The 26,141-nt window shown below is 57.3% G+C and carries 25 protein-coding genes and 2 pseudogenes; 15 read left to right on the top strand and 12 right to left on the bottom strand.

All coding sequences use genetic code 11. The features are described 5' to 3' along the window. Positions 1-77 precede the first annotated feature (77 nt). On the bottom strand, positions 78-635 hold the full coding sequence (locus KBF66_RS03335) for a MipA/OmpV family protein (protein WP_296652202.1): 558 nt from the start codon (positions 633-635) through the stop codon (positions 78-80). 272 nt (positions 636-907) lie between these two features. Here KBF66_RS03335 and KBF66_RS03330 point away from each other — a divergent pair, with 272 nt between their 5' ends. From KBF66_RS03330 to KBF66_RS03305, 6 genes are all read left to right on the top strand, one after another. After that, positions 908-2,296: an alginate export family protein gene (locus KBF66_RS03330; RefSeq protein ID WP_296652198.1), complete on the top strand. Its 1,389-nt coding sequence runs from the start codon at positions 908-910 to the stop codon at positions 2,294-2,296. A 31-nt stretch (positions 2,297-2,327) separates the two neighbouring features. Next, the gene (locus KBF66_RS03325; protein WP_296652195.1) at positions 2,328-3,266 is read left to right on the top strand and encodes an SDR family NAD(P)-dependent oxidoreductase; all 939 of its coding nucleotides are present in this window, start codon (positions 2,328-2,330) and stop codon (positions 3,264-3,266) included. 34 nt (positions 3,267-3,300) lie between these two features. Then, entirely contained in the window at positions 3,301-4,680 is a 1,380-nt protein-coding gene (locus KBF66_RS03320) for a DUF1254 domain-containing protein (RefSeq protein WP_296652193.1), read from the top strand. Positions 4,681-4,828: 148 nt separating this feature from the next. After that, complete coding sequence (locus tag KBF66_RS03315) at positions 4,829-6,208, top strand: DUF1254 domain-containing protein (RefSeq protein WP_296652192.1); 1,380 nt, start codon at positions 4,829-4,831, stop codon at positions 6,206-6,208. A gap of 46 nt (positions 6,209-6,254) precedes the next feature. Further along, positions 6,255-6,992, top strand: coding sequence for a hypothetical protein (locus KBF66_RS03310; RefSeq protein WP_296652189.1), 738 nt, complete (start codon positions 6,255-6,257; stop codon positions 6,990-6,992). A gap of 422 nt (positions 6,993-7,414) precedes the next feature. Next, positions 7,415-8,740: a phospholipase D family protein gene (locus tag KBF66_RS03305; RefSeq protein ID WP_296652186.1), complete on the top strand. Its 1,326-nt coding sequence runs from the start codon at positions 7,415-7,417 to the stop codon at positions 8,738-8,740. A gap of 89 nt (positions 8,741-8,829) precedes the next feature. On the opposite strand, the gene KBF66_RS03300 is transcribed toward KBF66_RS03305, so the two are convergent. From KBF66_RS03300 to KBF66_RS03285, 4 genes are all read right to left on the bottom strand, one after another. Continuing rightward, on the bottom strand, positions 8,830-9,174 hold the full coding sequence (locus KBF66_RS03300) for an HPF/RaiA family ribosome-associated protein (protein ID WP_296652183.1): 345 nt from the start codon (positions 9,172-9,174) through the stop codon (positions 8,830-8,832). A 180-nt stretch (positions 9,175-9,354) separates the two neighbouring features. Then, complete coding sequence (locus KBF66_RS03295) at positions 9,355-10,881, bottom strand: arylsulfatase (RefSeq protein WP_296652182.1); 1,527 nt, start codon at positions 10,879-10,881, stop codon at positions 9,355-9,357. An 18-nt stretch (positions 10,882-10,899) separates the two neighbouring features. Then, positions 10,900-12,081, bottom strand: coding sequence for an anaerobic sulfatase maturase (locus KBF66_RS03290; RefSeq protein ID WP_296652180.1), 1,182 nt, complete (start codon positions 12,079-12,081; stop codon positions 10,900-10,902). A gap of 80 nt (positions 12,082-12,161) precedes the next feature. Next, positions 12,162-12,530, bottom strand: a complete 369-nt coding sequence (locus tag KBF66_RS03285) for a hypothetical protein (RefSeq protein WP_296652177.1) — start codon at positions 12,528-12,530, stop codon at positions 12,162-12,164. Between the two features lie 329 nt (positions 12,531-12,859). On the opposite strand from KBF66_RS03285, the gene KBF66_RS03280 reads away from it, so the two are divergent. Beyond that, positions 12,860-13,420: a hypothetical protein gene (locus KBF66_RS03280; protein ID WP_296652174.1), complete on the top strand. Its 561-nt coding sequence runs from the start codon at positions 12,860-12,862 to the stop codon at positions 13,418-13,420. Between the two features lie 269 nt (positions 13,421-13,689). Further along, positions 13,690-13,935, top strand: a pseudogene (locus KBF66_RS19600) (SH3 domain-containing protein); the annotation flags it as partial. Positions 13,936-13,978: 43 nt separating this feature from the next. Here KBF66_RS19600 and KBF66_RS03275 read toward each other — a convergent pair. Continuing rightward, positions 13,979-14,293, bottom strand: coding sequence for a hypothetical protein (locus KBF66_RS03275; RefSeq protein ID WP_296652170.1), 315 nt, complete (start codon positions 14,291-14,293; stop codon positions 13,979-13,981). Between the two features lie 224 nt (positions 14,294-14,517). Then, positions 14,518-14,763 (bottom strand): annotated as a pseudogene (locus tag KBF66_RS03270) (IS4 family transposase); the annotation flags it as partial. Between the two features lie 291 nt (positions 14,764-15,054). Here KBF66_RS03270 and KBF66_RS03265 point away from each other — a divergent pair. From KBF66_RS03265 to KBF66_RS03250, 4 genes are all read left to right on the top strand, one after another. Beyond that, positions 15,055-15,564 carry an outer membrane beta-barrel protein gene (locus KBF66_RS03265; protein WP_296652167.1) on the top strand — a complete coding sequence of 170 codons (510 nt, stop codon included), beginning with the start codon at positions 15,055-15,057 and terminating at the stop codon, positions 15,562-15,564. 23 nt (positions 15,565-15,587) lie between these two features. Further along, positions 15,588-15,854 carry a hypothetical protein gene (locus KBF66_RS03260; RefSeq protein ID WP_296652165.1) on the top strand — a complete coding sequence of 89 codons (267 nt, stop codon included), beginning with the start codon at positions 15,588-15,590 and terminating at the stop codon, positions 15,852-15,854. A gap of 5 nt (positions 15,855-15,859) precedes the next feature. Next, on the top strand, positions 15,860-16,072 hold the full coding sequence (locus KBF66_RS03255) for a hypothetical protein (protein WP_296652162.1): 213 nt from the start codon (positions 15,860-15,862) through the stop codon (positions 16,070-16,072). 593 nt (positions 16,073-16,665) lie between these two features. Beyond that, positions 16,666-18,270 carry a hypothetical protein gene (locus KBF66_RS03250; RefSeq protein WP_296652159.1) on the top strand — a complete coding sequence of 535 codons (1,605 nt, stop codon included), beginning with the start codon at positions 16,666-16,668 and terminating at the stop codon, positions 18,268-18,270. Positions 18,271-18,643: 373 nt separating this feature from the next. On the opposite strand, the gene KBF66_RS03245 is transcribed toward KBF66_RS03250, so the two are convergent. The 4 genes from KBF66_RS03245 to KBF66_RS03230 are packed head-to-tail and all read right to left on the bottom strand — an operon-like array spanning position 18,644 to position 21,361. Continuing rightward, the gene (locus KBF66_RS03245; RefSeq protein WP_296652157.1) at positions 18,644-19,165 is read right to left on the bottom strand and encodes a LacI family transcriptional regulator; all 522 of its coding nucleotides are present in this window, start codon (positions 19,163-19,165) and stop codon (positions 18,644-18,646) included. Positions 19,166-19,173: 8 nt separating this feature from the next. Then, on the bottom strand, positions 19,174-19,536 hold the full coding sequence (locus KBF66_RS03240; RefSeq protein ID WP_296652151.1) for a site-specific recombinase resolvase: 363 nt from the start codon (positions 19,534-19,536) through the stop codon (positions 19,174-19,176). Further along, positions 19,533-20,912 carry a recombinase family protein gene (locus KBF66_RS03235; RefSeq protein ID WP_296652149.1) on the bottom strand — a complete coding sequence of 460 codons (1,380 nt, stop codon included), beginning with the start codon at positions 20,910-20,912 and terminating at the stop codon, positions 19,533-19,535. Before KBF66_RS03235 ends, KBF66_RS03240 begins: the two co-directional genes overlap by 4 nt. After that, positions 20,909-21,361, bottom strand: a complete 453-nt coding sequence (locus tag KBF66_RS03230) for a DUF2924 domain-containing protein (RefSeq protein ID WP_296652146.1) — start codon at positions 21,359-21,361, stop codon at positions 20,909-20,911. The genes KBF66_RS03235 and KBF66_RS03230 overlap by 4 nt, the downstream gene beginning before the upstream one ends. A 323-nt stretch (positions 21,362-21,684) precedes the next feature. Here KBF66_RS03230 and KBF66_RS03225 point away from each other — a divergent pair, with 323 nt between their 5' ends. Beyond that, positions 21,685-21,969 (top strand): hypothetical protein, encoded by a 285-nt coding sequence (locus KBF66_RS03225; protein ID WP_296652144.1) that lies wholly within the window; start codon positions 21,685-21,687, stop codon positions 21,967-21,969. Between the two features lie 642 nt (positions 21,970-22,611). On the opposite strand, the gene KBF66_RS03220 is transcribed toward KBF66_RS03225, so the two are convergent. Next, complete coding sequence (locus KBF66_RS03220; protein WP_296652204.1) at positions 22,612-23,385, bottom strand: SDR family oxidoreductase; 774 nt, start codon at positions 23,383-23,385, stop codon at positions 22,612-22,614. A 284-nt stretch (positions 23,386-23,669) separates the two neighbouring features. On the opposite strand from KBF66_RS03220, the gene KBF66_RS03215 reads away from it, so the two are divergent. Then, the gene (locus KBF66_RS03215; protein WP_296652141.1) at positions 23,670-25,148 is read left to right on the top strand and encodes a hypothetical protein; all 1,479 of its coding nucleotides are present in this window, start codon (positions 23,670-23,672) and stop codon (positions 25,146-25,148) included. Continuing rightward, entirely contained in the window at positions 25,145-26,137 is a 993-nt protein-coding gene (locus tag KBF66_RS03210; RefSeq protein ID WP_296652138.1) for a hypothetical protein, read from the top strand. The genes KBF66_RS03215 and KBF66_RS03210 overlap by 4 nt, the downstream gene beginning before the upstream one ends. Positions 26,138-26,141: the final 4 nt, after the last annotated feature.

The raw sequence follows: 26,141 nt of genomic DNA, 5'->3' as shown, positions 1-26,141 counted from the left end.
AGCTTGAAGGTCTGCAAACCCTCTGCGATACTCCTCCGACTCGGCTGTCCGCAGTGGCACGCTGAGTACCGTGTATCTCAGCTTGTCCGGGCTAAGAACTTACACCACGTCTTGGGACACAACCGCCAGTGCACCGAGGCTGAGCCATAGAGGCCGCTGTAAACATTGCTTGCGGCACCAGCCACAGCCAGGTTAAACCCCCAGCGGTGACGTGGGTCTGTGCCCAACGGGTCGGTGTAGCTCACAAAAACGCCAACTTCGCTGGTGCCGTCAATCGGCTGCATCCGACGCACGACAGTATCAGTTACATCATCTCTGCCCAGGCGAACGCCAAGGCTGGGGCCGGCACGCCAATGTGCGTCGTCCAGCATGTTGTAGGTCAGTTCGGTGCCCAACAACTGCAGATAGCGGTCGCCGTCGAGTTGCTTTCGCAGCATCGGTGCTAGGCCATTGGCATTGTGATTGGCGCCCCAGAATTCAGGCACTCGGCCCATCACGCCGCCGACAAGATTGATGCCGTCCGGAACTTGAACCAGCGACTCCATCGAGTTGCTGGCAAACGCCTGACTACCCAGTAGGCAAGTGATTGCTGCCCATCCCGATGTGTGACGAAACGCGACGGATATTGAAGTCATTCAATGCTCGCTGTCAATCCTGATTCTGGCCTGCGAAAAACACACTCCCCTTCCAGCAGCACTGATAACTCCGTTCATTTTGAGAGGTCAGCGCAGGTCGCCAAGAATCGATCGTTGCCTAAAAAGGCTTTAGCTGGTTGAGTATTTTTCCAATCGATTGAGACCAGAACAGGTACGGCACCCAAATTGGGCGGATACAGGCCCCGACACAGGTTGCACTTCTTAGCATCGGTGCGTCCGTCTAACACCAACCTCATAGAAAGTCTTTGGGCATGCAACTCAAACATACGATCCTGCTCGCCTCGATGGCGAGTTGTTTTGCAGGAACAGCTTTTGCGCAGGAAATACCTACCACGGTTACCTGGACTCTGGACGGTGCCGTCCAGGCCGTTGTTCAGCGCGATTCGTATTGGGGACTGGCGCAGCAGTTCGCGCCCACCGCCGGTTTTGGGAGCAGTTACAACTGGCTGGAGACCTATGTGAAGCCCGGTGTGCGGTTTGAGCGGCAGCTCGACCGAACGCTGAACCTCTATGGCGCGGCCTCGGTGGTGGCCTCGGGCACGCTGGGACAGGATTTGTTTTTGCAAGGCGACACCGGTCGCGTGCTACTGGAAGATGCCTATGTGGGTGTAAAAGGGGGCACCCCAGGTGAGTGGACCTATGACGTCTCAGTGGGCGCCCAGCCCTACTCCCTCGGCAGTGGTTTTTTACTCGGATCAGGGTCGGGTAATGGTTTTGAACGCGGCGCCGCGATAACCGCCCCACGGAGTGCCTGGCAAATGAGCGCTGTTGCCAAAGCGGGCGTCGGTGCCTGGAGAGGCGAAGCCTTCTACCTCGATGCCAACGAGTTGAAGTCGGGTGACAGCAAGACTAAACTGGTCGGGGCTCAACTGGTCTGGTCGCCCGATGCGAAGAACTCGGTGGGCCTGGCCCACATCAAGGTGACCTCGTCCGAGTCACCCTACCCCCAGGCGCCAGTCACGATCATTGAAAACGGCCGTGATGGCCTCAAAACCACCAACCTCCACTGGCGGTATGAGCCGACCTCCGGCGCATTAGCCGGCTTTTCGATGACCGGTGAGCTTGCGACCCAGTCTCATTCGAAACTGGACATGTCGGCCAAAGGCATGGGACTGGAATTTGCTTACCGGTTTGCCAGCCATCCATGGATGCCTCGATTGAGCTATTCGGCGCGCTATTACTCGGGCGATGACCCTGCTACCCCCCGCCTAGAGCGCTTCGACCCGCTGTTTTATGAGAGCTACCCAGATACCTGGTCATCCGGTGGCAATGGTTCTTTTGCCTTTTACAACTCCAATCTGGTGGTGCACCGCATTCGCGTTGACCTGGTGCTCAGCCCGCAGGACTTTGCCAACGTGAGCTACTGGAATGTGCGGGCAGCCGAGACCTTCAGTCCCATCCAGTACGGGCAGGCCGCAAGACTGGGGGTGGTAAACAACAGCCTGGGCATCGTCAGTGGTGTGCCCACCAAAGCATTGTCGCAAGAGTTGTATTTTGAGTACACCCGGGTACTGAATCCCAAATTGTTCCTGACCGCCGGCCTGGCGCTGGCGTTTGCACAAGACGGCATCAAAAAGATCACCCCCAACGGCACCAGCGCCTGGTCTGGCGGCCTGCTGATGCTGACCTACAAGTACTAACCCCTCACACAATTTTTTTAACGGAGAACCTATGAGCGAACTTTCAAACACCCCTGTTGCGCGCGACATCACCCCATTGGACCCGGCCTACTTTGTGCCAGGGCGTTTTGCCGGCAAAACCATTCTGATGACCGGTGCCTCTCGCGGCATTGGCAAAGCCACGGCTGTCCGCGCCGCGCGTGAAGGTGCAAATGTGGTGGTAGCCGACATTCTGGATGTTGACGGTGAACAAACCGTAGCTCAGATTGTGAAAGAAGGCGGCAAAGGCATTTTTGTCAAGATCGATGTGCGCAAGGATGCTGACAATGCACGCATGGTGGCCGAGACCGTTAAGGCCTATGGCCGGCTCGACCTGGTGCTCAATGGGGCCGGTGTCATGGACGGCGTGCCCCCGTCTGATCCGGTGGATGTCCCCAACCAAAAGAACCAGATATTTGCCTCCATCCATGAGGCCACTGACGAGTACTGGGATCACTGCTTTGACGTCAACGTCAAAGGCATGTTTTATTCCATGCGCCATGAGCTCAGGCAGATGTTGAAACAAAACGATGGTGGCGCCATCGTCAACATTGGCTCCATTGCGGGTCTGATTGGCCTGGCCGGCACACCGGCCTACAACGCCAGCAAATTTGCTGTGACCGGCTTGACGCGCAACGCCGCGATCGACTACGCACCCTACGGAATTCGCGTCAATTCAGTCAACATGGCCGGCACCGTCACGCCGATGACCGACGCAGCCTTCACCAAGGTTGTCACGCTGGAGACCGATCGCGCGCAGAACCCGGCGCTGTCCAAGATCCCCAACATGGGCATGTTCAAAACCTTAAGCCCGCTGGGTTACTGCGATTCCAAAAACCGCATGTCGTCGCCTGAAGAGCAGGCCGCAGTCATCTTGTTCCTGCTGTCACCTGAAGCGTCCAACATCACCGGTGCCGCCTGGGCCACCGATGGTGGTTGGACTGCCATTTGATCGTCACAACTGACCCTAGCACCTTGCCATCGCCATGACAGCAAACCAGCTCACTCGCCGCGCCTTTCATCGCACCAGCGCCACAGCACTTGCCGCACTGGCATGGCCGCCAGTCTATGCCACGCAAACCATTGGCAGCATGGCCACCGAGGCCACCCTGTGGGGCTATCCGATGGTGGACATGTATGCCATCCTGCATGGGCAGGCGCTTGACCCCAAGTCGTTCGACTACAAAGCCCCATTGAACGTGGTGGGCCACACGCGTACGGTGGCCACTCCGGAAGACACGGCGGTGATAGCCCCCAACGTGGACACGCCCTATTCACATGCCTGGCTGGACCTGCGCGGCGGGCCTGTGGTCATCACCGTGCCAACGTTCGAGCCGCATCGCTATGTGTCGCTGCAGTTGTTTGACCTGTACACCTGGATCATCGACTACGTAACGCCCCGCACCAACGGTAACTCAGGGGGCGACTTTCTGGTCACACCACCGGGATGGACCGGCTCCGTGCCACCTGGCATTCGTAAGGTGTTCCAGTCCACCACGTTGCTCGCACTGGGCATGTTTCGCACACAGTTGCTTGGGGCCGACGACCTGCCCAATGTTCACGCAATTCAGGACAAGATGCGCGTCCGTACCCTACCCGAGTACTTGGGCCAGGCCAAGCCCGCTACGTTGCCCTTACCAACTTTGGTGAACCCTCTGAATTTGCGGCAAAAACCCACCGACCCAGCCTTTTTTGACGTCCTGAACTGGATGCTCAACTTCATGCCTGTGCTCGACGACGAGCAGGATCTGCGCCAACGCCTGCAAAAGTTTGGTGTAGCACCCGGTCAAACCTTTACTGGCCAAAACGCAGTCGACTTGCCCCAAGTCATGCAAGGCATGGGCGCAGCCCTCAAAGCCATGGGCGAGCGCGCCCGCTTGGTGCGCTCGTCAGCCGAGTTGTTTGGCTCACGCGCTTATCTCAAGCAGGACTACCTGATTCGCGCCGTGGGTGCCATGCTGGGCATTCTGGGCAATGCCGCCGAAGAGTACCTGGGCGTTGGCTACGCCACCGATGCCACCGGCCAGCCGTTCAAGGGACAACACCGCTACCGCATTCGTTTTGCCCCGGGTCAGTTGCCACCAGTCGATGCATTCTGGTCGCTGACGGTCTATACCGAAGCTCGGCTGCTCTACGCCAATGTGCTCAAGCGTTACGTGATCAACACCGTGTCTCTACCCAGCCTGGTCAAGGATTCAGATGGTGGTTTTACCTTGTATGTGCAAAACGAATCGCCCGGTGCGGCGCTGCAAGCAAACTGGCTGCCGGTGCCGTCCGGGGTGTTCGGCTTGACCTTTCGGACCTATTTGCCGCGTGCCGAGATTCGTGACGGACGCTGGCGCGCGCCACCGGTGGTGCGGGTCTAGGTTGCGTCCTGATGCCGTGCAGAACCTGATTTTGTAATCTTTTATGCATCAAATTGGCCTCTAGCCCTTATTAAACAAACGAAAGTAGCTATATATTAAATAGTGATGACATTTACCATCCCCTTAACCCGCACCCTGGAAACCTTCCATGAAATTTCAAAAACTAATGCTTCCCGTGGTCTTGTCGCTGCTGTTCGGCGCTGCCGCGCCACCCATGGCCACTGCAGCGCAGGACATTGCCGGGTTGAGCGTGAATGCCGCCACACCGCTTGAGCGACGCATCGACGAGGCGTTTTTAGAGGCGTTTCCGTTGTATGAAATGGCAAGAACACGCTACAACTCGGTAGTGCACCCGCTCAATCCATCTCCACTGTTGCCCAATGGCACACCAGTCAACCGCCGCGCCCTAATTGATCACACTTCGCGTGGTGTAACTACGCCCAACAACGACACCCTGTACTCCGCCAGTTGGCTGGATCTGCACTACACGCCGGTGCGTATTCAATTGCCCAAGGTGGATGCCGGGCGCTACTGGTCTTTGGCCTTGCTGGACATTTTCACCAACAACTTTGCCATTCTGGGCAGCCGCACTGATGGCGATGGCCCGCTGGATGTGACCGTGGTTGGTCCAAACTGGCAGGGTGCCACCCCTGCCGGGCGGGTCGTGCGTGCGCCCAGCAACGACGTGCAGTTTTTGGTGCGTACGCTGGTCAACTCAGCAGCCGATGCCAGCACCGTGCACCGCTTGCAGGACGGTATCAAGATCACGCCGGTCGTTGCAGCCGCTGGCCTGTTGCCGCAATGGGTGGTGCCGAGCAGTTCGACCGACCCGGTCAATTTCCTGGCGGTGGTTAACGAAATGTTGTCACGCAACCCCCCGCCTTCCACCGAAGCACCGCATTTCAAAGACTGGGTTGATTTGGGTCTAGGGCATGGAGCCGACGCATTTGTGCGCACCAGCCCAGAGGTTCAGGCCGCTTGGCGCCAGCGCCTGCCGGTGTTGCATGACTTTTTGAAGCAGGGCCTGCAATACGGTGCGCGTCTGGTCAATGGCTGGAGCATCCCGTCGCCCCTGGTTGGCAACTTTGGCACCGACTACGCTTTGCGCGCCACGGTGGCGTTTGGTGCGCTGAGTGCGCTGGATGCCAGCGAGGCAGTCTATCTGAACCTGGAATCCGACCCCAGCGGTGCCCCGCTGGATGGCCGCAAGCCCTGGAAACTGGTGGTTCCACCGATCCAGGCAAAAGCCTTCTGGTCACTGTCAATGTACGAAAAAGAGAGCGACGGACGCTTGTTTTTTGCCGCTAATCCACTGAATCGCTACACGATTGGTGATCGCACCGAGGGTATCCAAAAGGGTGCCGACGGCAACATCGAATTGTTGCTACAGCACCAGCCACCTGCCGACACCCGTAACTGGCTGCCTACGCCGGCAGGCCCTTATGCCATCACCCTTCGCGCTTACTTGCCCAGCGATGCCATGCGCCGGGGTGAGGCACCGCTGCCAAAGATAGTGCCAGCGAATTAGTCTCTTTTTCCATTTCCAACCCGCTTACGCCAGAAAGTCCCAGCCCATGAAACTTGTCTCCCACATGCTGCTTGCGTCAGCAGTCGCACTGCCAGCATTGTTCACAACCTCGGTTGTTGCCCAAGAGTCGCGCGGAGTTAACCCGGCTGATATTGACAGCCGCTTTGATGTCATCACCAAACGCGTTCGGCTCGACGGCGGTGGCAACACCGATGTACTGACCTTCAAGTACGACTACAAGCTGAATCAGGAATGGGGGCTCAATTTTGAACTTCCGGCTTACACCAAGGTGGCCGTTCCCGGGTTCTCGGCATCTGGGACCGGCGACTTCTTTGCACGGGCGCGGTGGATCGTGCCGGCTGGTGCTTGGATATACGGGGCTTCCTTCGAGGCCGTGTTACCAACGGCGACGGATGATGCACTGGGAACGGGGCGTGGTCAGCTCAATTTTGGTGCCTTAGCTGTCAAGCCTGTGTCGCAAAGCTTTATTTTTGCGCTCGTGGCCAAGCAGACCACCTCGGTGGGCGGCGATTCGGAACGGGCTGGTTTCAGCAATACCGAAGTTCGCTTTATTCCTGTTTTCATTTTGCCAGCGGGCTGGGCGATCACCGGCGAAGCGCGTCATGTCTGGGAACACCGCACCAACACGAACTGGCAGCGTCTTGAAGGGACTGTCAACAAGCAGTTCGATCTCCATTGGGCAGGTTCGGTCAGCTATTCACGCGATTTCGGCGACAAAAAGGACCGTGGCGCAATTTCTGCTGCGGTGAAGTATTTCTTTTAAAGTCGGCATCAGGTCGTCGCAGCCATCGCATCGAGGTCAAAACCGGCCAACAGAGCCAGTCTGCGATGGCCACTTTCCCTTGCTGGCAATTCATTTTTTCGACTGTCAATGTTGATCTGCCTTTATCGCTCTAGCTGCAAGATGTCAGATCGGTCAGTTGCCAAAGCCGTATCGTCAAACGGGTTGACCGACGAGCAATGGTAAAGACTTTTTTTTTGATGGCAAGCTTGGTCGTGATGTCTATAAGTGGGTGTACAGGTCTACCCATCGTACGCGACAAGCTTTCCAGCGTGCGATTGGCCGACACAAGCATGACCCGCTTGGGGCGCGCGGTGATGCAAGCCCAAAGTAACCAAGATCATCCATCTGGTGTCCAAGCGCTGAGCGACCCGCATGGCGCCTATGCAGCGCGAGTTTTGCTCATGCGAGAGGCCGAGCGTTCATTGGATATCCAGTACTACATCTGGCATGCTGACACCACGGGCTATCTGCTACTAGAAGAGGTTTGGCGTGCGGCTCAGCGCGGGGTACGTGTACGCCTGTTGCTGGACGACAACGGCATTGCAGGGCTTGATCAGGATCTGGCGGCGCTGGACAGCCATGCCAACATCGAGGTCCGACTGTTCAATCCGTTTTTGCAGCGCCAGTTCAAGTTCTTGGGGTACCTGACGGATTTCAGCCGCCTGAACCGCCGCATGCACAACAAGTCGCTCACCGCCGATGTTCAGGCAACGATTGTGGGTGGACGAAACATGGGTGATGTTTATTTTGGTGCCCACCCGCGGATGACTTTTGCTGACCTGGATGTGTTGGCGGTGGGTGCTATTGCCAGTGAAGTAGCCTCTGCGTTCGATGGCTACTGGAACAGTCCGTTGGCTTATCCGGTGGGGGACATAGTGGGGAGTGTGGCACTGGACGCAACGCGCAAACTCGAAGAAAAGTTTGCCAGTGTGCGGTCCTCGCCTGAGGCCATGGCATATCACGAAGCGGTTCGCCACGAGGTATCACTGGCATATCAATTGACGCAGACACCCGTGCTCGAATGGGTTCCAGTGCAGTTGGTTTGCGATCCTCCGTCCAAGGCGCTGCGGCGTGGCGAGGAATCCGCCTATTTGCCAGCACAAATTGCCCAGGCCATTGGCCAGCCCAAGAAAACACTGGATCTTGTGTCGCCGTATTTTGTGCCGGGTGATGGCGGTGTAGAACAGTTGGGTCAGTTTCCAGCAACTGGCATCAAGCTGCGCATTGTGACCAATTCGCTGGCTTCCAATGACGTGTCCGCCGTGCATTCCGGTTACGCAAAACACCGGCTGGCCTTGCTGCGCAGTGGTGCCAGCCTGTTTGAACTCATTCCCGAGGCGCAAGCCGCGCAAACCAAACGCAAATGGTCGCTGTCCAGTCTGGCGGGATCATCCTGGTCCAGTTTGCACAGCAAAACGATCGCAGTTGACGGCCAGCGCGTTTTTGTCGGCTCCTTCAATCTGGATCCCAGGTCGGTCAGGCTGAACACAGAAATGGGGCTGGTCATTCAAAGCCACCGGCTTGCGGATGCGGTGTCAGCCGGGCTGGATGCGCAACTTATTTCTTCTGCTTACCAGGTGCAGTTGGCCGCCGATGGAGAATCCATCCAGTGGATCGAGCAGACACCGCAAGGACCGGTGCGCTATGAGGCCGAGCCCAAAGCCAGCTTCATGCGCCGCCTGACAGTTATGCTGATGACTTTATTGCCAATCGACTGGCTGCTGTAGGCTTTGCCAGTCACGCAGCGAATTGCCGTATTCGGGTTGGCCAAGACCGCCGGTACGGTCCAGGCGCTACACGGCGTCAGTGCACCAGATTACTCTGGTTTGCGGATTGATTCACGCCCATGTCGATCGTTCAGGCGACCCAAATCGGTGTCGAGCATGCGCAGGAGTTTATCGACAGCGCCACTAAACGCCTGCGCAAACTTGTCTGCTTCGTCGGTCACCGACACGGGCTGACGCCCTGCCAGTCGAGCTTCGATCCGGCAACGTTTGTCATTGTTCCCCTGCTTACTGCCATCCAGGTCGGCAAGATGAACTTCAATGCGGGTTAAGTCGTCGCCAAATCGATTCAAGCGAGTCGTTATCTCTTGCGTCATCCATTTAGAAAGAGACTCACCACCTGCCATGTTGTTGTCTGTGTTGATTTGTACTTGCATAGATCTATTTTTCCTTTGTTGAAACTGAAGAGTCGCTGGGGTCTGGGACTCAGTGTTTGTGCGACATCTGCGGTCAACGCTGCTAGAGCAGCAGCGTTGAAACGTTTGGTTTTCAAAATATCTTGTCTTCTGAAAGAACCATCGAAAATCTGCCGTGCAGACCTGCAAGAGTATGCTGAATTACTTGGTGCCGGCCGTCAGCGACCCGCCAGCCTGACGTGGTGGGAACTGTTTGAAGCTTGCCAAATGCGCGCCTATTGCGTCATATACCTGCCCTCCCCATGCCACCCCTAACTGCATGGAGATGTCGTCGGCCTTCTGGTCGCCACGCTGCTCGAACGGGTCCATGCGCAGGTTGAAAATTTTGGCGGATGGCCGCTGGTAGTCGAAAAAACCGTCGCGCACCTTCAGGTGAGACTTCCAGTGGCCAATTCGAATCGCCGTCAAGTCGTTCTCGTTGTAGTAGTACACCACATTGCGTTTGGATGGCGCACCTCCGGTCCAGTGGTCCAGGTTGTTCACACCATCGATGTGCACCTTGTGCGTTTCACGAAGCTTGGCCGCCACGTCACCCGCACCGCCTGCTGCTGCCAGCGTGCTGAACATGTCCTCAAAGGTCTGGATGCCATTGGACACCTTGCCAGGTGCAATCTTGCCCGGCCAGCGCACCAGCATTGGCACGCGCACGCCGCCCTCCCAGGTGGTGGCTTTTTCACCCCGGAACGGTGTGGTGCCGCCATCGGGCCACCACGCCGCCATGGCACCGTTATCGGTGGTGTAAACCACGATGGTGTTGTTGGCAACCTTCAAATCGTCTAGCAGCTTGAGCATTTCGCCCACCTGGCCATCGTGCTCCATCATGCCACTGCCATACACATCCAACGAGGACGAATAGGGAGTAGCCAGATTGCGCGATGCAGGCTTGAGATGGGTGTATACATGCATGCGGCTGGTGTTGAGCCAGGTGAAAAAGGGCTTGCCGTCCTTCACCGAACGCTGGATGAAGTCTTTGGCGCGGGCACCAAACTCCTCGTCAACCGTCTCCATGCGTTTGCGCGTCAGTGGTCCGGTATCTTTGCAAGCCTGTTTGCCAACAGGGCCAAATCGAGCATCGTCGGTGGGGTCATCCTTCTGGGTGGCAACACAATCCAGCACACCACGAGGCTTGTAGCGCTGATCAAACCCTGGGGTTTTGGGCCACTCGGGCAACTCGGGCTCTTCCTCGGTATTGAGGTGGTACAGGTTGCCAAAAAATTCATCAAAGCCGTGCACCGTGGGCAGATGGCTGTTGCGATCACCCAGATGGTTTTTGCCGAACTGCGCAGTGCGGTAACCCTGCTCTTTCAGCACCTCGGCCAGGGTCGGATCACGTGCGTCCAGGCCGATCTTCGAACCTGCCATACCCACTGTCGTGAGACCGGTGCGGATCGGCAATTGACCCGTGATAAAAGCAGCCCGACCCGGTGTGCTGGTCGGATGCGAATACTGGTCGGTAAACAGAATGCCTTCGCGCGCAATGCGGTCGATGTTCGGCGTGGGCACCATCATGCCGTGGCTGTAAGCACCCACGTTGGTGATGCCCACGTCGTCTGACATGATGACCAGAATATTCGGGCGCTGGCTTTGCGCCAGCACGGAGCCGGCCAGCGTGGCGGCAACGGCGGCCGCCAGCAAATGTTTTCTCGTGGGTAGGCGGGTCAATCGCATAGATTCTCCTTCGGGGGGTTAGCGGCCAAGGCGTTGCCTGATCAACGGCATATCGCGCTCAACCTGGGAATAAAAACGTTTCAGGGCTTCACACAGGTAATTCAGGCCGGGTTCACCATCAGGCGTGCTGAGCAAGCGGTTTTTGGGGCACTCGCCCCAGCACAATTGCAGCGAGGGGCACTGTCGGCAGTAGCCGGGCAGCCGGTCATGCTTGTCCAGGCCAAAAGCCACTTGTTTTTGCGAAAAAGCCAGGTCACCCTGGTGGGTGTCGCGAATGTTGCCGAGCCGGTGTTGCTGATATACAAAATGGTCGCAGGAATACAGGCTGCCGTCTTGTTCCAGCGCCAGTGCCTTGCCGCAGACAGGGGCTGACACACACATTTGCGCCGGCAACCCCAGCGACTGCGCCACGGCTGTTTCAAAGACATTTACCTGGATGCGGCCAAAATCGTGCGCCAGCCAGTGATCCCACAGGGTGCACAAAAAATCGCCATAGTCGCGCGCGTCCACCGACCAGTCGGTCACGATGGCCAGGGGTTTCCCGGGTCGGGTGCGTGCGCTCCCCACGCGGGGCATTTGTGACACATCGCGCAGTTCAGGTGGGTGCTCACGAAAAGCTTTTGGTTCGACACAAGGCGTGAACTGCACTTGGTAACTGCCCGCTACAGACGTTAGTTGCTGCCAGACTTCAAGCGGTTTGCGTGCCACGTCACGGTTAACTACACATAGCAGGGCAAAGGGTACTTTAGCTCTCTCAAGCAAGCTGGCCGAACGCAAAACGCTATCAAAACTGGGGGTGCCACCGGCAGTCCGGCGATGCCGGTCGTGCAACTCGCGTGGGCCGTCCAGACTCAGGCCAACCAGGAAATCATGGCGCTTCAAAAACCCCACCCAGGCCTCATTGAGCAGCACACCGTTGGTTTGCAAGTCGTTGTGAATGCGCTGGCCAGACTTTTGGTACCTGGTTTGCAGTTCAACCACGCGCTCAAAGAACGGCAGACCGGCGATGGTGGGTTCGCCCCCTTGCCAGGAAAACACCACCTCATCGCCCGTTTGCGCCTCGATGTACTGGCGAATGTGCTGCTCCAGCAGGTCGGCTGCCATGCGTGCGTTGGCGGTATGACCCAGCAACTCGGTCTTGTGCAGGTAAAAGCAGTATGAACAGTCGAGGTTGCACAGCGCACCGACGGGCTTGACCATGGTGTGAAAGCGGTAATGCCTGCCAGACGGCAAGGCAGGCAGGCGGAGCGGGGGGTGTATCACGGTGCTGTGAACACGGCTCAAACGCGCGCCCACAATTCCACCCGTGCTCTGCGATTGGCGTGTGGCGGTGTTCTGTGCCAAAAAATGACGCGATCGATTAGGCGGCGCTCACCCGGTAAACCGATCACCCGGGTCGCACCGCCGCGCGGAATCAACTGGCGTACCTCAACCTCACGACGTTCACCATTGCCAAACTGGATCTGCACATTGAGGAACTCAACCGGCGCCTCAAAAACCCGCAGCCGGATTGCGGAGTAGGCGGCGAGACGATTGACCCGAATCTGATCCCGGTCGACCCGCCTGCCCGCTGCGACCTCGCCAAGCAGACGCCACCCGCGTCCGGGGCGGCCACCGATGCGGAAGCCGTCATCGTCGTTCTGAGCCAAAGCGGGCTTTGGGATCCAGTTCGCGATCACACAACCAGTTGTGCATAGGCCAAGCATTACTTGGCGTCGGGATAAAGTGGGTTTTGAACTCAGTGTCATCAAAAGGTGCGGTCAATACTTAGGGGCCAAAGTCGGGTTTGACGGTCTCGGCTGAAAGCCAAAAGCCCAATCGTTTCAAGATTCATGAATGTGCACTGCGAAGACATCGATACCGAGGGTGCATGCCCATTCTGGGCGCCGACTTGCACCGCTTCCACCCAAAATGGGTTCCAATGCCATCAACGACTTAACTCATCCTTGCCAGAAACCCTCAACAAATAGGTAAATCCATGCACGACAAACCTGTTCCGGGACCGATGCCAACCAGCAACTTTCAGCGTGTACCTGAACTGCGCAAGCTCAAAAATTATGAGAATGCATACAACAGAGCCTTTGGCATCGTTGCTTTTGCAACCAACCGCTATTTGATCGACCACATGCTGAGGGTTGGAAGGATGCTGACGGACAACGACTTTGAAGCGATGGTGATTTGGGGCGTGCTGGCTCACCAAGGGATTGCACACTTGATGCCCCCAGGGTTGCTACCCAGTTCTATCTTGAGTGAAAACGGACGCGTCTCTAATGATGTTGAGTTGGCGAGGCCCTTGCTTCTGCGCGATATCGCCGAAATTACTGGTATTCCGCGTGAAACCGCCCGACGCAAGCTCGCACAGCTCGCTGAAAAAAAGTTGGTACACAAAACTGCGCTAGGCTGGGTGATTGTCGGAGACCGCTTGGAACCCGAGTTGCGTGATTTCACTCGCGAAAGCGTGACTCGTTTGTTGGCAGTTGCTGACGAAATTCTGACAGCTCTGCGCGACGCCGACACCCTGTCTTACAAAATCACCTAGCGCACCCTCAGCAAGTAAGTCGTCCCCCACAACTACGTGAATGTACGCCTGAAGCGGGCACCATTGTTAGCGCCAAAACCGGTATCGGCGATTGCCAGTCGGCACTAGGACAATGTACTTGTAGAGCGCAGACCGCTGGTGTCACCTCGGTCATTTCCGAATGCGTTCCAAAGATGCATAGGATGCGCTGCGCCCATTTTGGGTGGTTGAGGGGCGGCAACGCAGTGGCCGCGTGATAGAGTGAATTTGGTAGCCATGCTGGATGGCTGATGACACCGACACCTATGCCCAAGAATCCCTTTTATGCTCCGCCACGCTTTGTTCGAAAATGGCTCGACCGAGTCCGTCGCTGCCTTCTGGTTGCAGGCGCAACGTTTGCCGCAACGCACGCGGCAGCCTATCCGGCGCATACACGGGCCGAGGTTTACTTGCGCGCCGGCCCAGACACCGACTTTCCGATCGTGCATGTGCTCAGCCCACGTACTTCGCTTGAGGTACTGGGTTGCCAGCAAGACTACCAATGGTGCGATGTTCGGACTGGCGTGGGGCGTGGCTGGGTCAGTGCAGATTATCTTGTTGCCACCTATGACAACCGGGAAGTGAATGTCGCTCAAACTGGCGCGGCGATTGGACTGCCGGTGCTGGCGTTCCTGGTGGGTGCTTACTGGGCAGATCATTACTTTGACCGACCTTGGTATGGACGGCATCCACACTGGAACAACTGGCATTACCGGCCTCGGCCACCGGGCTGGCGTCCGCCACCTCGACCACCGGCATGGCGACCGCCACCGCCGCGGCCCCCCGTTGTAGCACCCGGGGTTCGTCCACCTCACGGTGGCGCAGCACCTCGACCGCCCGGTGGGGGTCGGCCACCAGGCATGCGCCCCGGCGTGCGTCCACCCCCTGGCGGAGTCGGGTCGCGACCACCACCTGGAACGAATCGCCCGGTGCGTCCTTTGCCGCCCCGACCGGTTCGAAATTAGCATTCCCAACCCAAGTTGAACTCGCTTTAAGTTGAGTGGCACTTACTTTAGGTTTCAGTGTTGACCATGTACCTTGATTTTCTGGCGAGCGATGGCGCGCGGGAGCTTTAATCAAGTGTAGGGTTTGGGCCGTCGTTTTCTCATGCGTGGCTCAATGCATCCAGGCTGGTTGCCAACCCTGCATTTGGCGATCAGCTTGAACCATAGCGGGTAGTCCTGCTTAGCCGATAAATCTCGCGAACCCCACTCGCTCTAAAGTTGTACGGTGTGCTTGAAACTTAAGTCACGTGGGTCTACGGCTGCATTGCAAGCAGCCTGCGCCATGAGCAGACGGATCACGTTGTAGGCCAACAAGTGAACCCGTCACCCAGGCGCTGTGACGTCCAATTGGTCGTTGTACCTCCCTGCCCAGTCAATTTGATCTCGGTCCGAGCACTTGTGGCGTTGTTTGGCCCCTGGAAATCACCTAGAGCGCACGACGCGATCGTCCGTCTTGCCGAAAGTTCTCCCTAGCGCTGGAAGCAAGCGGCCAAACGTACGCCCATTTTGGGTGGATCGGTCCTCCCTTGTGGAATCCGTGCCCCAGAATACAGCCGGCTTGAACTCTGCGACGCATTCGCTCCGCAGACCAACTAACGCGCTCACATCAATATGTTTCAGACCTCCGCCCAAATTTTTCGCATTACTCTGATCGCCACCGCCGCCGCATTCGGTGCCTCTGCTGCAGTCGCAGACCCGTATGTCGGCATCCAGTACAAGCGCCTGACCGGTGAGCGAAGCACGCTCGACTACTCCACCAGCCAGATCAACGCGCTTTTCGGCTACGAGTTCCTGAACAGCGGCGGGCTGTCCCATTCCGTCGAGTACACAGGACCGATCAGCTCAAGTACTGGTCAGATCGGCAAGTACAACGTCGAGACGACCATATTCTCGATTGGCTACAAGTTGATCTACAACGGGTGGTACGGCCGGATCGCCTACGCGAAACTCGACCGGGACGATCGAGACCTGGAGCTCACCAGCGACCGTGCCGTGGGAGCGTCCTTGGGGTACGAATACGTAATCAAACCCAATGTTTCGCTGCATCTGTCTTACGAAGTCCTGCGGAACTCCAACCTGAAGCTTTCCGGCTTCAGCTTCGGCTCGGTTTTCCGCTTCTAGGGTACATCGGCAATGCTTCGGCCGTGCAACCGATTGCCCAGCCCAATGAAATCCCGGTGGAGTGCGGCGTGATGGTGTTTCAGAACAACCAGTTTGAGGTCACGCGCATGGCGCCCAAGCGGACCATCAGCCAAATACCGTTTCCAGTCTGGATGGAGTTGGCCAAGGCTACGCCTCGCCGTGCATCTGAGTTGGACTGCAATCAAATGGGTTTCACGCTGGTCGATTCGACCACATGGTTGCCAGACAAACCCCATAATCTCGGCTCCCCCAACAACCCTGAGGAGTGATGATCTTGAACATCAATAAAGCCGTCGACAAAGCGTTCGAGTCCAAGTCGTTGAAAGAAATCGCCGATGCCCCGGTGGATGCCTTAGAAGGCGTGTCAGCGGGTGATGCTGAATTGCTGGCAAAGGCGTTCGGCATCAAAACCATTCGTGATCTGGGCACTAACAAGTACTTCCTGACAGCTCAGGCGATTTCTGCTCTCGCTGGTAAAGAAGAGTAGTTGTCGGTCGGACACCATCGCAGTTGCAGAAAGATGCGAGATCGAGGGGGTTCAGGCCAGAGCGCACAGGATCAGCTGGGCGCGGCTTCTCAAGCGTGTCTTCGACATCGACATGCAGCACTGCCCGAACTGCGGCTCTGGGCATCTGACGATCATCGCGGCCATCCTTAAGTGGCCGATGATCGAGAAGATCCTCACCCACCTGAGCCTGGATCCGCAGCCGCCGACCAGAGGCTGCGCGCGAGGCGGGGCAAAGCTTTGCCACCTGAGCTTCGCCTACCGTCTCAACCACCTCGCCCCAGTCCCCCAGCCTGCGCTGCCAGCGAAGCCAGGATGGTCCGGCATCGTGCCCATGGGTTCAGGTTTAACCCTAGAACCAAGGCCCAGCGAGCCCCAAGCGAACCGTCAGGGGCACGCCGAATCACGACAAGACAACGTCGCAGCCGTTAGTTCCAAGCTCTCCAGGCAGATATCGGCCGGCCACCTATGCGTCAGCCGGGCTTTCCAGAAACCGTTTGAAATTCCTAAGCGCCGGAGCTGCCGTGCAGACTCGCCATTAAACTATGCCACCCGGGCTCCACAACCCCGTTCGAATGGCCACGCAAAACAACACGCTGTACGCTGACTGTCCCTACCTGCACCATGACCCCAGGCTTGGTAGAAGCGTCCTAGCCAAACAACGCAATGACGGGTTCCGCGTGCTGGCCCGGCTGGTCAGCATCAATGGGCCCGCGGAGGTCGGGGAAGATGAACGGCGCCCGGAAGGCGCGGCACAGACGATCAGTGTCACGTTCGAAGTGGTCGGCGCGGACTGGGCGACGGACTGGTTGAAGCTGTCCTACCGGGACTGGATCAGCGACGTCAAGGGCAAGGCCACCAACAGTCAGTTCACTTTGGGCAACGCACCGCTCGGGCGCTTCACGTACCAACCCAGCGAGATGCCTTGGCACATGATGCTGCTGAACGCCTCGCTGGGCGGCGGCCTAGCCACTCCCGATGACGCGCTGCGCCGCTGGCGGCAAGGCATCACGTCGGACTGGTTCCAGGCGCGGGTCACCGTGGGCAAGATGGCTCACATCCTGTTTTGCCGTGTCACCTACTTCGCCTCGATCTTCGACGCAGGCATCCCCGCCACGATAGACGCCGTGAAGGCCTTGTCCAAGGCATCCCTCGCCAAGGCCGGCCGACGATTCAGGATGCCGGCCATCCTCAAGCAATCTACCCAGCTGGCCAGCGCGCGGCTGACCCGGCGCGGGCTGTGGGCGGAGCACCTCGCGGTGTACGACGTCGGCCAGGGCGCCGCCCAGGCGCTCGTGCGGCTGGACCCGCCCCACGCCACGCCAGAGCTTTACATCGACATGGGCTGCGGCAGGAACCACGTCCTGGACGTGGCACTGCAGACGCTGAGGTTCTGCACCAGCGCGTCTCCGCCGGTCATCCTGAGCCATGCCGACGAGGACCACTGGTGCGGCGCCATCACGAAGGCTATGGCCACCGCGGGCTACCCCGCGCACGGGCTGGAATGGACGGCGCCGTCCACGACAGGCAGCGCAGCCTTCATGGCGTTCGCACACACGGTGTGGTCCCAAGGCGGCAGAGTCCGCACGCTCGACCTGACCGGCGTGCCACCCGGCACCATCACCGCCCCGACGAAGACCGGTAGTCTGCTGATCGCCCAGGGCACGAGCAAGCAATTCAACCACTCCGGCCTCATCGTCGCCGTGGCCCGCCAGGACAACGAGCGTTACTGGCTGCTGCCCGGCGACTGCGACTACCACTTCTTCCCCGCCACGCTCAAATCCATGGCGACCACGTCTTGCTGCGTGGCCCTCACGGCCTTCCACCACGGGGCTGAACCGAATACACCGACGGCCGTTCCCCATGCAGTGGGCGACGACTACCGGCGCCTCGTCTACTCTTTCGGCTGCGGGAATGAACACGGGCATCCGACGCTCTGCGCAGCAACCAGGCACGAGGCGGCCGGATGGACGCACGACGCCACCTGGCTCGTGGCACCGGGCGTGGCGCTACCGGGTGCGGGCTCATGCGCCCGGGCCACTGCATGGACACCGGCCGCGCATCCACCCTACCAGCATGCCGGTGGCATACTCATCGGCTGGTCCGCGGCGCCGCTGCTTCCACAAGCGGCGGTCTGCTGCGCCGTCGGATGCGCCGCGGCCGTACCGGCCCAGGTGTGAGCCCGTCCGCCGGCATCGCCTCCCGGTCTGCCTTCGACAGCGCTTCGAGGCGTTGCCGCGACTTGTCGTTCTCGCCACCGTGCTACAGGATGGCCTTGGTCATCGTGAAGCGGCTTCCGATGAGTTGGTGCGCCAGCAGTCGTTCGAGCCTGGAATTGGGCGGAACGAGACTGAGTAATCGCTTACGGAAGTGCACCGGCCGGTCAACGGCCTAGTCGCTGAACGACTGCTGACGGTCGATGCCGCCACTCGGAAGGTGGCGAGCGAGTGACCGGGATCAGCCTACTGGAGCCAACCAACTTTCCAGGATGCCGACCGTCAAAAATGAACGTTGGCAGCCTACCTACATGCAGCAAATTCAACCGATACAAATTTATCCTAACCGCGAAGAACTTTGACAGACACCGGCCCAAGGGTGCTGTAGAGAGTCCAGAGTTTCTCGTTGATCATCCCAGCTTTCAGCGAGACAAGCTCGAGCCAACTGCTCCAACGTTCTGCCACCATGTCCATCAGTCAAACAAAACTCCGCAATTTTTGGTGCCAATCGACTTAGCTGTGAAGTGCGGGTTACCTGACCTCGATCCAAGCCCTCTGCAACAGCAATTTCCGCTAGGGATCGGTACTTGCCCTCATCGAGTAGCCACTGCCAGTAATGTGCCAGCCCTAGCGCCCGTATCACCGGGCTGTCCTTGACTTGCTTGAGCGCACGTCGTTCCACGACCGCTTCCTTCTCAAAATGCTCTGGCGCATCGATTGGCGTAATGACTTGCCTGCGGACACCTCGCTTGACCAATGTCCAGGGAATGAACGTCTCCATCTGCACGCCACCTGCTGGCACCGGAACTTGGTAGGTGACAGCTTCACCAGTCAATACTCCCTTGTCTTTTCTTGCCATGCTGGTTCCTACTTGAAGGCGTCGATGATGGCGCGCTGAGCCTGCCAGTCCACCGGCAGGCGATTTCGCTGAAACCACATCAAGGTCAGCCGCCGCGGTTGATGCCCACACATCAATTGCGTGATGATGTCGGGTGCTAGCAATGTGAGGCGCAACAATTCATTCACTACCGAGGGGTGTAGGCATTCGCGTCTGGCGATCTCCGAGCCACTTTTCATGACACCAGCATCCAGCAGGCTGTTCCAGTAAAAGGCACGACTTAAACCGACCAAGAAAGTCGAGTCAGGCGCGACGGCACTTGTGGTGCCTAGCAACCGCACACCCCGTCTGGAAAATGTCAGTGGCACAAAGGTACAGAGGTTAGCGTTCATGGCGTCTCCATGGCCACCAATTCCGCACCAATGCCCTTTGCCCCGAACTCGATGATCAGGTCCTTCCAACCCAGGGCATGCCATTTCACCTTCAACCCACCTGCGACTAGATCAATCCGTTCGATCATCAACTTGACGATTCTGATGCACTCAACTTGGTGCAGTTGCTCCCAAGCCATACCGAGCTGGTGAAGGTTCATCACAATCACATCCTCTTTGATCTGAATCCGCTGCAATTCAAGAGATTTACATACCGCGTTGATGGCTTCCGGACTGGACAACACAGTTTTGATCTGATTGACAGTCGCAGCCTCCACCTCCTCAGCCGGAATACGTGTGTGGGTTTTGCCCGCTGCTCCGAATCGCATCTCAGCCTTGGAGACGTAATAGCGGTACTTGTATTTATTTTTGCTGGCATAGGTCGGGTACATCGGATCACCAGTTGGATCAAACAGCAGACCGCGCAGCAATGCGTCTGTACTTTCGCGTGTCTGGGTTTCCACTGATCTCACATGCGGATCGCATGCCAGGACTTCATGCACCCTCCCCCACAGTCCGTGGTCAATGATGGGCTCGTGTGCGCCGGCAAACCAACTGCCCTTGTGCGACAACTCGCCCAAATAGATGCGATTGCGCAGCAACTTGTACAGGTACTTGCGGTCCATCTTGTTGCCGCTGCGCACCTGACCATCTTGGGTGGTCCAGGCTTTGGTAGTGATGCCCTCGCTGGCCAAACCCTGCGCGATGCGAGTGGGTGAGCCAATGGTGAGCATCTCGGCAAAGATGCGCCGAACCAGTTCAGCCTCGATCTCATTGACTACCAGCAGTCGATTAACCACGTCATATCCCAGTGGCGGCACGCCACCCATCCAAAGCCCCTTGCGTTTGCTGGCGGCAATCTTGTCGCGAATTCGCTCGCCGGTGACCTCACGCTCAAACTGGGCGAAAGACAGCAGCACGTTGAGCATCAAGCGGCCCATGGACGTGGTGGTGTTGAACTGCTGCGTGACCGACACAAACGAGACACCCTGTCGCTCGAAAACTTCGACCATTTTGGAGAAATCCGCCAAGCTGCGGGTCAGGCGGTCAATTTTGTAAACAACCACAATGTCGACTTGGCCACGCTCAATGTCAGCCATCAGGCGTTTGAGTCCCGGGCGCTCGGTATTTCCACCAGAGAACCCGGGGTCGTCGTAGTCATCCACCACCGGTATCCAACCTTCGGAGCGTTGACTGGTCACGTAAGCGTGGCCAGCCTCTTTTTGGGCATCGATCGAGTTGAACTCCTGTTCGAGTCGCTCGTCGCTTGATACGCGGCAATACACAGCGCAGCGTTTGCGCGCCTTCGATGATGAATCGTGGGTGGTGGTACTCACTCAGCGTCCTTGCGATTGGATCGAAGGCCAAAAAACAGTGGTCCAGACCAGGGGGTGCCAGATATGTGCCTGGCAACAGCTGACAGGCTCTTATACAACCTGCCCTCATATTCAAAGCGACCTTCAGCAGTCACGGTTACCTTGTGGTCACGCTCTCCCCACTCGCGCAGCAAAACGGTGCCAGGTGCAAGTTCAATTGCCCGCGCAATCTGCCGGCCCTTGATCTTTGAGTGGCGCATGCCGATGTTGATCAATCTGCGCTGAGTTTCTGCAGAAAGACCGCCAAACGCCTGCTCCTGGAGTTTGTATGCCACTCGCGATTCCACATAGCTGCGGTTGGGGTACTCGGGTCTGCGTTTGAAAAACCGATCCCATAAGACCCAAAGGTCTGGCATTGGCAGGCTGGACAGCGCAGCCACTTGAGCCGCCACTGAAGTGGAGTCTTTCATTTGAAAATCCTTTGTTGATTGGGGCTCGTATGAACGCTCTGGTTGCCAGAAAAGCCAAGGTCAATTTGTCTCTGTGTTTGATCTGTCGCAGACTCGCTACAAGCGTGGGTGCGCATAATTGCTGTGCAAAGAATGGATGTGATCTCGGCTGCGCGCTGACGCGCTGACATCTCGTTCGGGTGAGTGAGTTTGGTTGGTTTCATGGTTAGCACAGGGCATTTGAAAGACCCGCAAATCATGATTCAAATCATCCGAACCAATGGGTAAGCTAGGGCAACAGGGGGAAATGAATGAGAGCATTGGGGCTCGTATTGGCACTGCTCATGACCTTAGGCGCAGTCAGGGCCGAGGTACTGACGGGGCATGTGTTGGGGGTCGCGGACGGTGACACCATCACAGTGCTGGATGCCGACAAGGTGCAGCACAAAGTTCGACTGTCGGGCATTGATGCGCTAGAAAAGAATCAACCGTTTGGCCAGTTTGACTTCCAATTTCATTGCACATTTCGCCAATGCCTGAGGACTGAACCGCAGAAGGAAGACACAGACCAATATTCCAAAGTAATGATGAGCTTAGATTTCAACTATTCGCCCCAGTTGGGGTGTTAAAACCAACGGCAGTATCAAAAATGTCCTCACCTCGAAACCAGACCACGACCTTGTCGAGCGTTTTTTTCCTTCTTACACTTTGGTGTTTTAGCGCTTTGGCAGGCGAGTACGACTCACCATACGGAGAGTGGCACGGTCAGACTGAATACCAACCGTACATCAGGTCAGTCTCAGATCCAGCGGGGCATATCGTTACCGAACTGACAATCAACATTGACCAGGGTGGCAAAGTGGTTGGCTCAAGCACTGAGAACAAATGCAAACTCTTAGGTCTCGCGGCGCCAGGGTTGGCCGCACATATCGTCACCCTGAACGTGACGTTTACCGGCTGTTTGTACCCCGGATTCAATCGCACGTATAAGGGACACTTATCGGTTGCAGCGAAAGAACGGCACGCTAAGTTCACACTCCAAGCCATTGACATGACGCCCGGCAGGCCTGGTAGTTTCAACATCAACGCCACTATGCGCAGATAAGGCACATCGGTGGTATGCGCAAATCAATCTAGTCCCGAGGGTGGTCGTGGCGCATCAACGGAGTTTGGGCGATTCGAATCACAGTGCCCTAAGGTACCTGCCCGTTGGAGAAGTCCGCCTTGACCAAAATTGTTGGCGATCATTGGGCGGCTTCCCACCCCGGCGACTATCGATTCAGTGCCTGCGCTATTTTTCGAGTGACAAACCGAGGAGAGAACTTGCCGAGAAATGCCAGTGCACTGTTTTTAAATCCCGAGATCGCAATCGTCCTGTTGTTTTGAAACCCGGTAACCCCAACCCGGGCCACCTCTTCAGCCGATTGCGCACCCAGTTTAAAAAGTCCAACGCCCTCCATTCCGGCAGCTGCAACAAATCCCGTATGGGTCGGACCCGGGCACAGGCAACTGACATGCAACTTTGTCCCGCCAACTTCTTCATGCAAAGCCTCGGTATAAGACAACACGAATGCCTTTGACGCGTAATAAATCGCCATGTTCGGACCTGCCTGAAAAGCCGCAGTTGATGCCACGTTGAGCACACCTCCGGTGTCTCGGGCCAGCATGCCTGGAAGCAGTAACCGGGTCAGAAGCACCAGGGAAGTTATGTTGACTTGCACCATGTCCATCTGCCGCTGGACATCCAGATCGGCGTGTGGACCCAACAGGCCAAAACCGGCGTTGTTGACCAAAACATCGATCTGAAGATCCCGTCGCGTCAGTTCCTCCAAAATATTCGCAGGAGCCTGAGGGTCACATAGATCGGCAACTATGACTTGCGCAGAAACCTTGTGTTGCATCTGAATTTCAAGTGCCAGTGCTTCAAGAGCGGCGCGCCCTCGGGCCAGCATCACAAGGTTGTGCCCCAATTGAGCAAACTGTCGCGCCAGTTCCATGCCGATGCCCGACGAGGCGCCTGTGACCAAAACCGTGTGCTTTGACATGAGAGGTTTCCTTGGGTTGTGTGGAATGAAACCAGCGGTTGCTTTGATACCGAATCTCACCAAATTGCTGTCAGAAAGTTCAACAATCAGATGACAAGTATGGCGCGTTGATGGTCGGATAGCTTGGCATGGCCCAATCGATCCAGCCCGTCACAAGGGAATTGCTCAGTTCCGCTAATTCTGAATGGCGCAATCGGCGCCAACTATTTCAGGTGTGGACAAAACGCTTGTGTTGAATCACATCCAGTCATATACTGTGTTTTTATACAGCATAGGGAGGCACCATGCCAGCAAATCAGCCGGACTCAGAGTCGGCAAACATCCACCCCACCCCGCCGGATTCTGACTCAGCAGCAGAAAGGGTCGCCAAACCCAAACGCGGCGAAGATTTTGGCAACACGCTGTTGCCTGGCATGGCCCAGTTCCAGCTATTGGCAAGAAAGGTCAAGCAACCGTTGCGGCTACAGCGCTTGATCGAGCACCTGTGCGATACCAGTTTGCCCAGTGACTTGATCCAGGAGATCTGCAGCACCAAGGCCGCATTGCCCCCAAAGCTGCGAACCCAGATTTATGCCTGGCTGGCTCAAACCGCGACACAGCAGCTTGCAACCCTGGAAAAAATCAGTAGCCGAATCACTGCGCTGACCGACATTTTTGGTCATCAGGCGGTGATGGCCATGCTGGATTTACAAAATGAGCAGGATGCGCTGGTACTCGCAGATCCTTCAGAAAAATGGTCACGCGCGCTTTACCTCTACCTGGCACAGTTTGTTGACACGCCAGACATCCATGCCGGATGGCTGCCAGACACCCGCTTTGAGCAGGCCGAGCGTCGCCAGTCAATGAACCAGCACTGGAACTCCAAAGATTTTGCCAGCCACTATCTTGGCCCCAAAGACACGGAACCCTTGCCCCTGGCAGCTTACGAGCAGGCGTTGCGCGAGCAGGTGGCAGCACTGTACCCCGGTGTTAACCCGCAGTTGATCGTGATCGACCATCATTGCACTGATGACATCTCTCACACTCATCGCCATGGACTGGCCGACCAGGCACTTGGCCGAACACAGCGTCAACACACGATTTCCGCCACCTTCAATGCCGCACGCGCCCAGTACAAAACAGTGGTCGGCGACTCTGCCACGGACGCCCAGATCGTTGAAGTTGATCAGCCTGCAGCCATTGAAGTCGTGTTCGCATGGGAGAGTGCCACTGGAATGCTGGGTGTCTTTTGTCCAGACAATGCTTATCGACCAAGCTTGGCCAGTAGTTTCCAGCAATTGGTTTTGGGCATAGAGGGTTTGCCGAACCAAATTCCGATGTGCTCGTTTGATCTGCAGGCTTTTGGGGATGCCGCTGTGCTGCAACAGATAGCCGGTACCCTGGTCGATGGCGTGCAGGACCTGGCCATCCAGAAGATCCGCCTGACCAATCCGATCGCGGTTGAAAGTGCGCAAAGCAACATTCCTGCTCGCAGTCGCACAGCATCGAATTCACTGCAGATCAGCCGGCACAGCCGAGACAGGCGCAGTATTTATCAGGTCAGCCGCGATGTGTACCGCATTCCTGCCATCGACGGACACGACATCTCACACGTGACACTGAGCCTGGTCATGAAGGATCAGCCCGATTGCAAGGCGCACCGTGTTGCGGTGCATGTCGCCAGACCCAACGGCCTGACGCATGGCTGCAAGTCAGCGCTGGACCGCCAAATCATGCAGCTTCAACTCAGTGCCATCGGTGTGATGAATCTGGCCATGGCATGACGCTGCGATGCCTTTATGACGACTACCTCTCGGCCCTGGAATATGTTCAAGACATAGGAGATACTGTCTTCGAGCAAGCGATCTGGCCCCACTCACAGGCATTTCTCAGTCGAGGTTGGATCAGGATTGCGGGCTACTTTGCCGGACAGAACATTGAGGGTGAAGATGGCTGTGTGGATGAAGTCACCCACGACATCGATCTCGCAGCAGGTGTCTACCGATACCCAAATCCCAGGTGGCGCGGCAGTACCGTCGTGCGCCCCTTAGGGGAGATCACGTTTTACAAGCTGTGTGTCGAGCGCTTCCTGGATGATCTGTCAGCAGTCATCGGCAGCGCGCTCCAGCGGCGATCCGCTACCTTTGAGCATGTACCTGGGCATCTTTGGGAGTTGGGTCAGGTGCGAGTCGGCCAGTCCAGCCAATGGGCTCGGGTATTTGTTGGTCGCCATCTCCGTGGGGCTGCACACACCCAAATCAAGGCTTGGCTCGATGATGAGGTCTGGCCAGGGCAAAGTCTCTTATTGGTCCACAAGGCCACAAATCCCCCCATATTGGGCGAGCATATCGAGCGCTGCCTGTCCGACTTGCTGGAAGTTGATGGGGGCCATCCTCAGTTCAGAGTTGACAAGTTGCAGCGCATCTTGCTGCGCTATGCACAGACTGCGGCGGCATCGGGACCCGTCGAGTACATCGATGGGAATGCGCTCAAACTGGCACACCTTGACGAACCGATCCAGCTTTCGCCTGCTCTGGCGAGGATTGTCAAACAGTGCTGGGGCACCTCAGAAAAGCCGCCGCCAATCGTCTCGTGGGCTGAAACCAATGAACGGGTAAAGACTGGGTACGTGTCGTTTGACGATGCATTTGGCAGTCAACCGGCCCGCGCACAGATCTTTGCCTTGGTCAAACGTGGCAAATATCAGCTTCGGCGTGGCGAAGGAGGCCACAACCATAGATCAACCCTAAGCACGTCCACAAACACGCCATAAAACC

The organism is Rhodoferax sp. (assembly GCF_018063565.1).
Classification (GTDB): Bacteria; Pseudomonadota; Gammaproteobacteria; order Burkholderiales; family Burkholderiaceae_C; genus Rhodoferax.
The sequence above is the reverse complement of the archived record's forward strand: the minus strand, read 5'-3'. Positions and strand labels throughout refer to the sequence as shown.

What these genes read in the sequence shown, in the direction of transcription:
- KBF66_RS03210 (WP_296652138.1), top strand. Translation starts at nt 25,145, where the DNA reads ATGACGCTGCGATGCCTTTATGACGACTACCTCTCGGCCCTGGAATAT.
- KBF66_RS03225 (WP_296652144.1), top strand. Translation starts at nt 21,685, where the DNA reads ATGACCTTAGGCGCAGTCAGGGCCGAGGTACTGACGGGGCATGTGTTG.
- KBF66_RS03305 (WP_296652186.1), top strand. Translation starts at nt 7,415, where the DNA reads ATGCGAGAGGCCGAGCGTTCATTGGATATCCAGTACTACATCTGGCAT.
- KBF66_RS03310 (WP_296652189.1), top strand. Translation starts at nt 6,255, where the DNA reads ATGAAACTTGTCTCCCACATGCTGCTTGCGTCAGCAGTCGCACTGCCA.
- KBF66_RS03220 (WP_296652204.1), bottom strand. Translation starts at nt 23,385, where the DNA reads ATGTCAAAGCACACGGTTTTGGTCACAGGCGCCTCGTCGGGCATCGGC.
- KBF66_RS03300 (WP_296652183.1), bottom strand. Translation starts at nt 9,174, where the DNA reads ATGCAAGTACAAATCAACACAGACAACAACATGGCAGGTGGTGAGTCT.
- KBF66_RS03335 (WP_296652202.1), bottom strand. Translation starts at nt 635, where the DNA reads ATGACTTCAATATCCGTCGCGTTTCGTCACACATCGGGATGGGCAGCA.
- KBF66_RS03330 (WP_296652198.1), top strand. Translation starts at nt 908, where the DNA reads ATGCAACTCAAACATACGATCCTGCTCGCCTCGATGGCGAGTTGTTTT.
- KBF66_RS03215 (WP_296652141.1), top strand. Translation starts at nt 23,670, where the DNA reads ATGCCAGCAAATCAGCCGGACTCAGAGTCGGCAAACATCCACCCCACC.
- KBF66_RS03290 (WP_296652180.1), bottom strand. Translation starts at nt 12,081, where the DNA reads ATGGTCAAGCCCGTCGGTGCGCTGTGCAACCTCGACTGTTCATACTGC.
- KBF66_RS03240 (WP_296652151.1), bottom strand. Translation starts at nt 19,536, where the DNA reads ATGAACGCTAACCTCTGTACCTTTGTGCCACTGACATTTTCCAGACGG.
- KBF66_RS03315 (WP_296652192.1), top strand. Translation starts at nt 4,829, where the DNA reads ATGAAATTTCAAAAACTAATGCTTCCCGTGGTCTTGTCGCTGCTGTTC.
- KBF66_RS03245 (WP_296652157.1), bottom strand. Translation starts at nt 19,165, where the DNA reads ATGGCAAGAAAAGACAAGGGAGTATTGACTGGTGAAGCTGTCACCTAC.
- KBF66_RS03320 (WP_296652193.1), top strand. Translation starts at nt 3,301, where the DNA reads ATGACAGCAAACCAGCTCACTCGCCGCGCCTTTCATCGCACCAGCGCC.
- KBF66_RS03280 (WP_296652174.1), top strand. Translation starts at nt 12,860, where the DNA reads ATGCACGACAAACCTGTTCCGGGACCGATGCCAACCAGCAACTTTCAG.
- KBF66_RS03295 (WP_296652182.1), bottom strand. Translation starts at nt 10,881, where the DNA reads ATGCGATTGACCCGCCTACCCACGAGAAAACATTTGCTGGCGGCCGCC.
- KBF66_RS03325 (WP_296652195.1), top strand. Translation starts at nt 2,328, where the DNA reads ATGAGCGAACTTTCAAACACCCCTGTTGCGCGCGACATCACCCCATTG.
- KBF66_RS03230 (WP_296652146.1), bottom strand. Translation starts at nt 21,361, where the DNA reads ATGAAAGACTCCACTTCAGTGGCGGCTCAAGTGGCTGCGCTGTCCAGC.
- KBF66_RS03265 (WP_296652167.1), top strand. Translation starts at nt 15,055, where the DNA reads ATGTTTCAGACCTCCGCCCAAATTTTTCGCATTACTCTGATCGCCACC.
- KBF66_RS03250 (WP_296652159.1), top strand. Translation starts at nt 16,666, where the DNA reads ATGGCCACGCAAAACAACACGCTGTACGCTGACTGTCCCTACCTGCAC.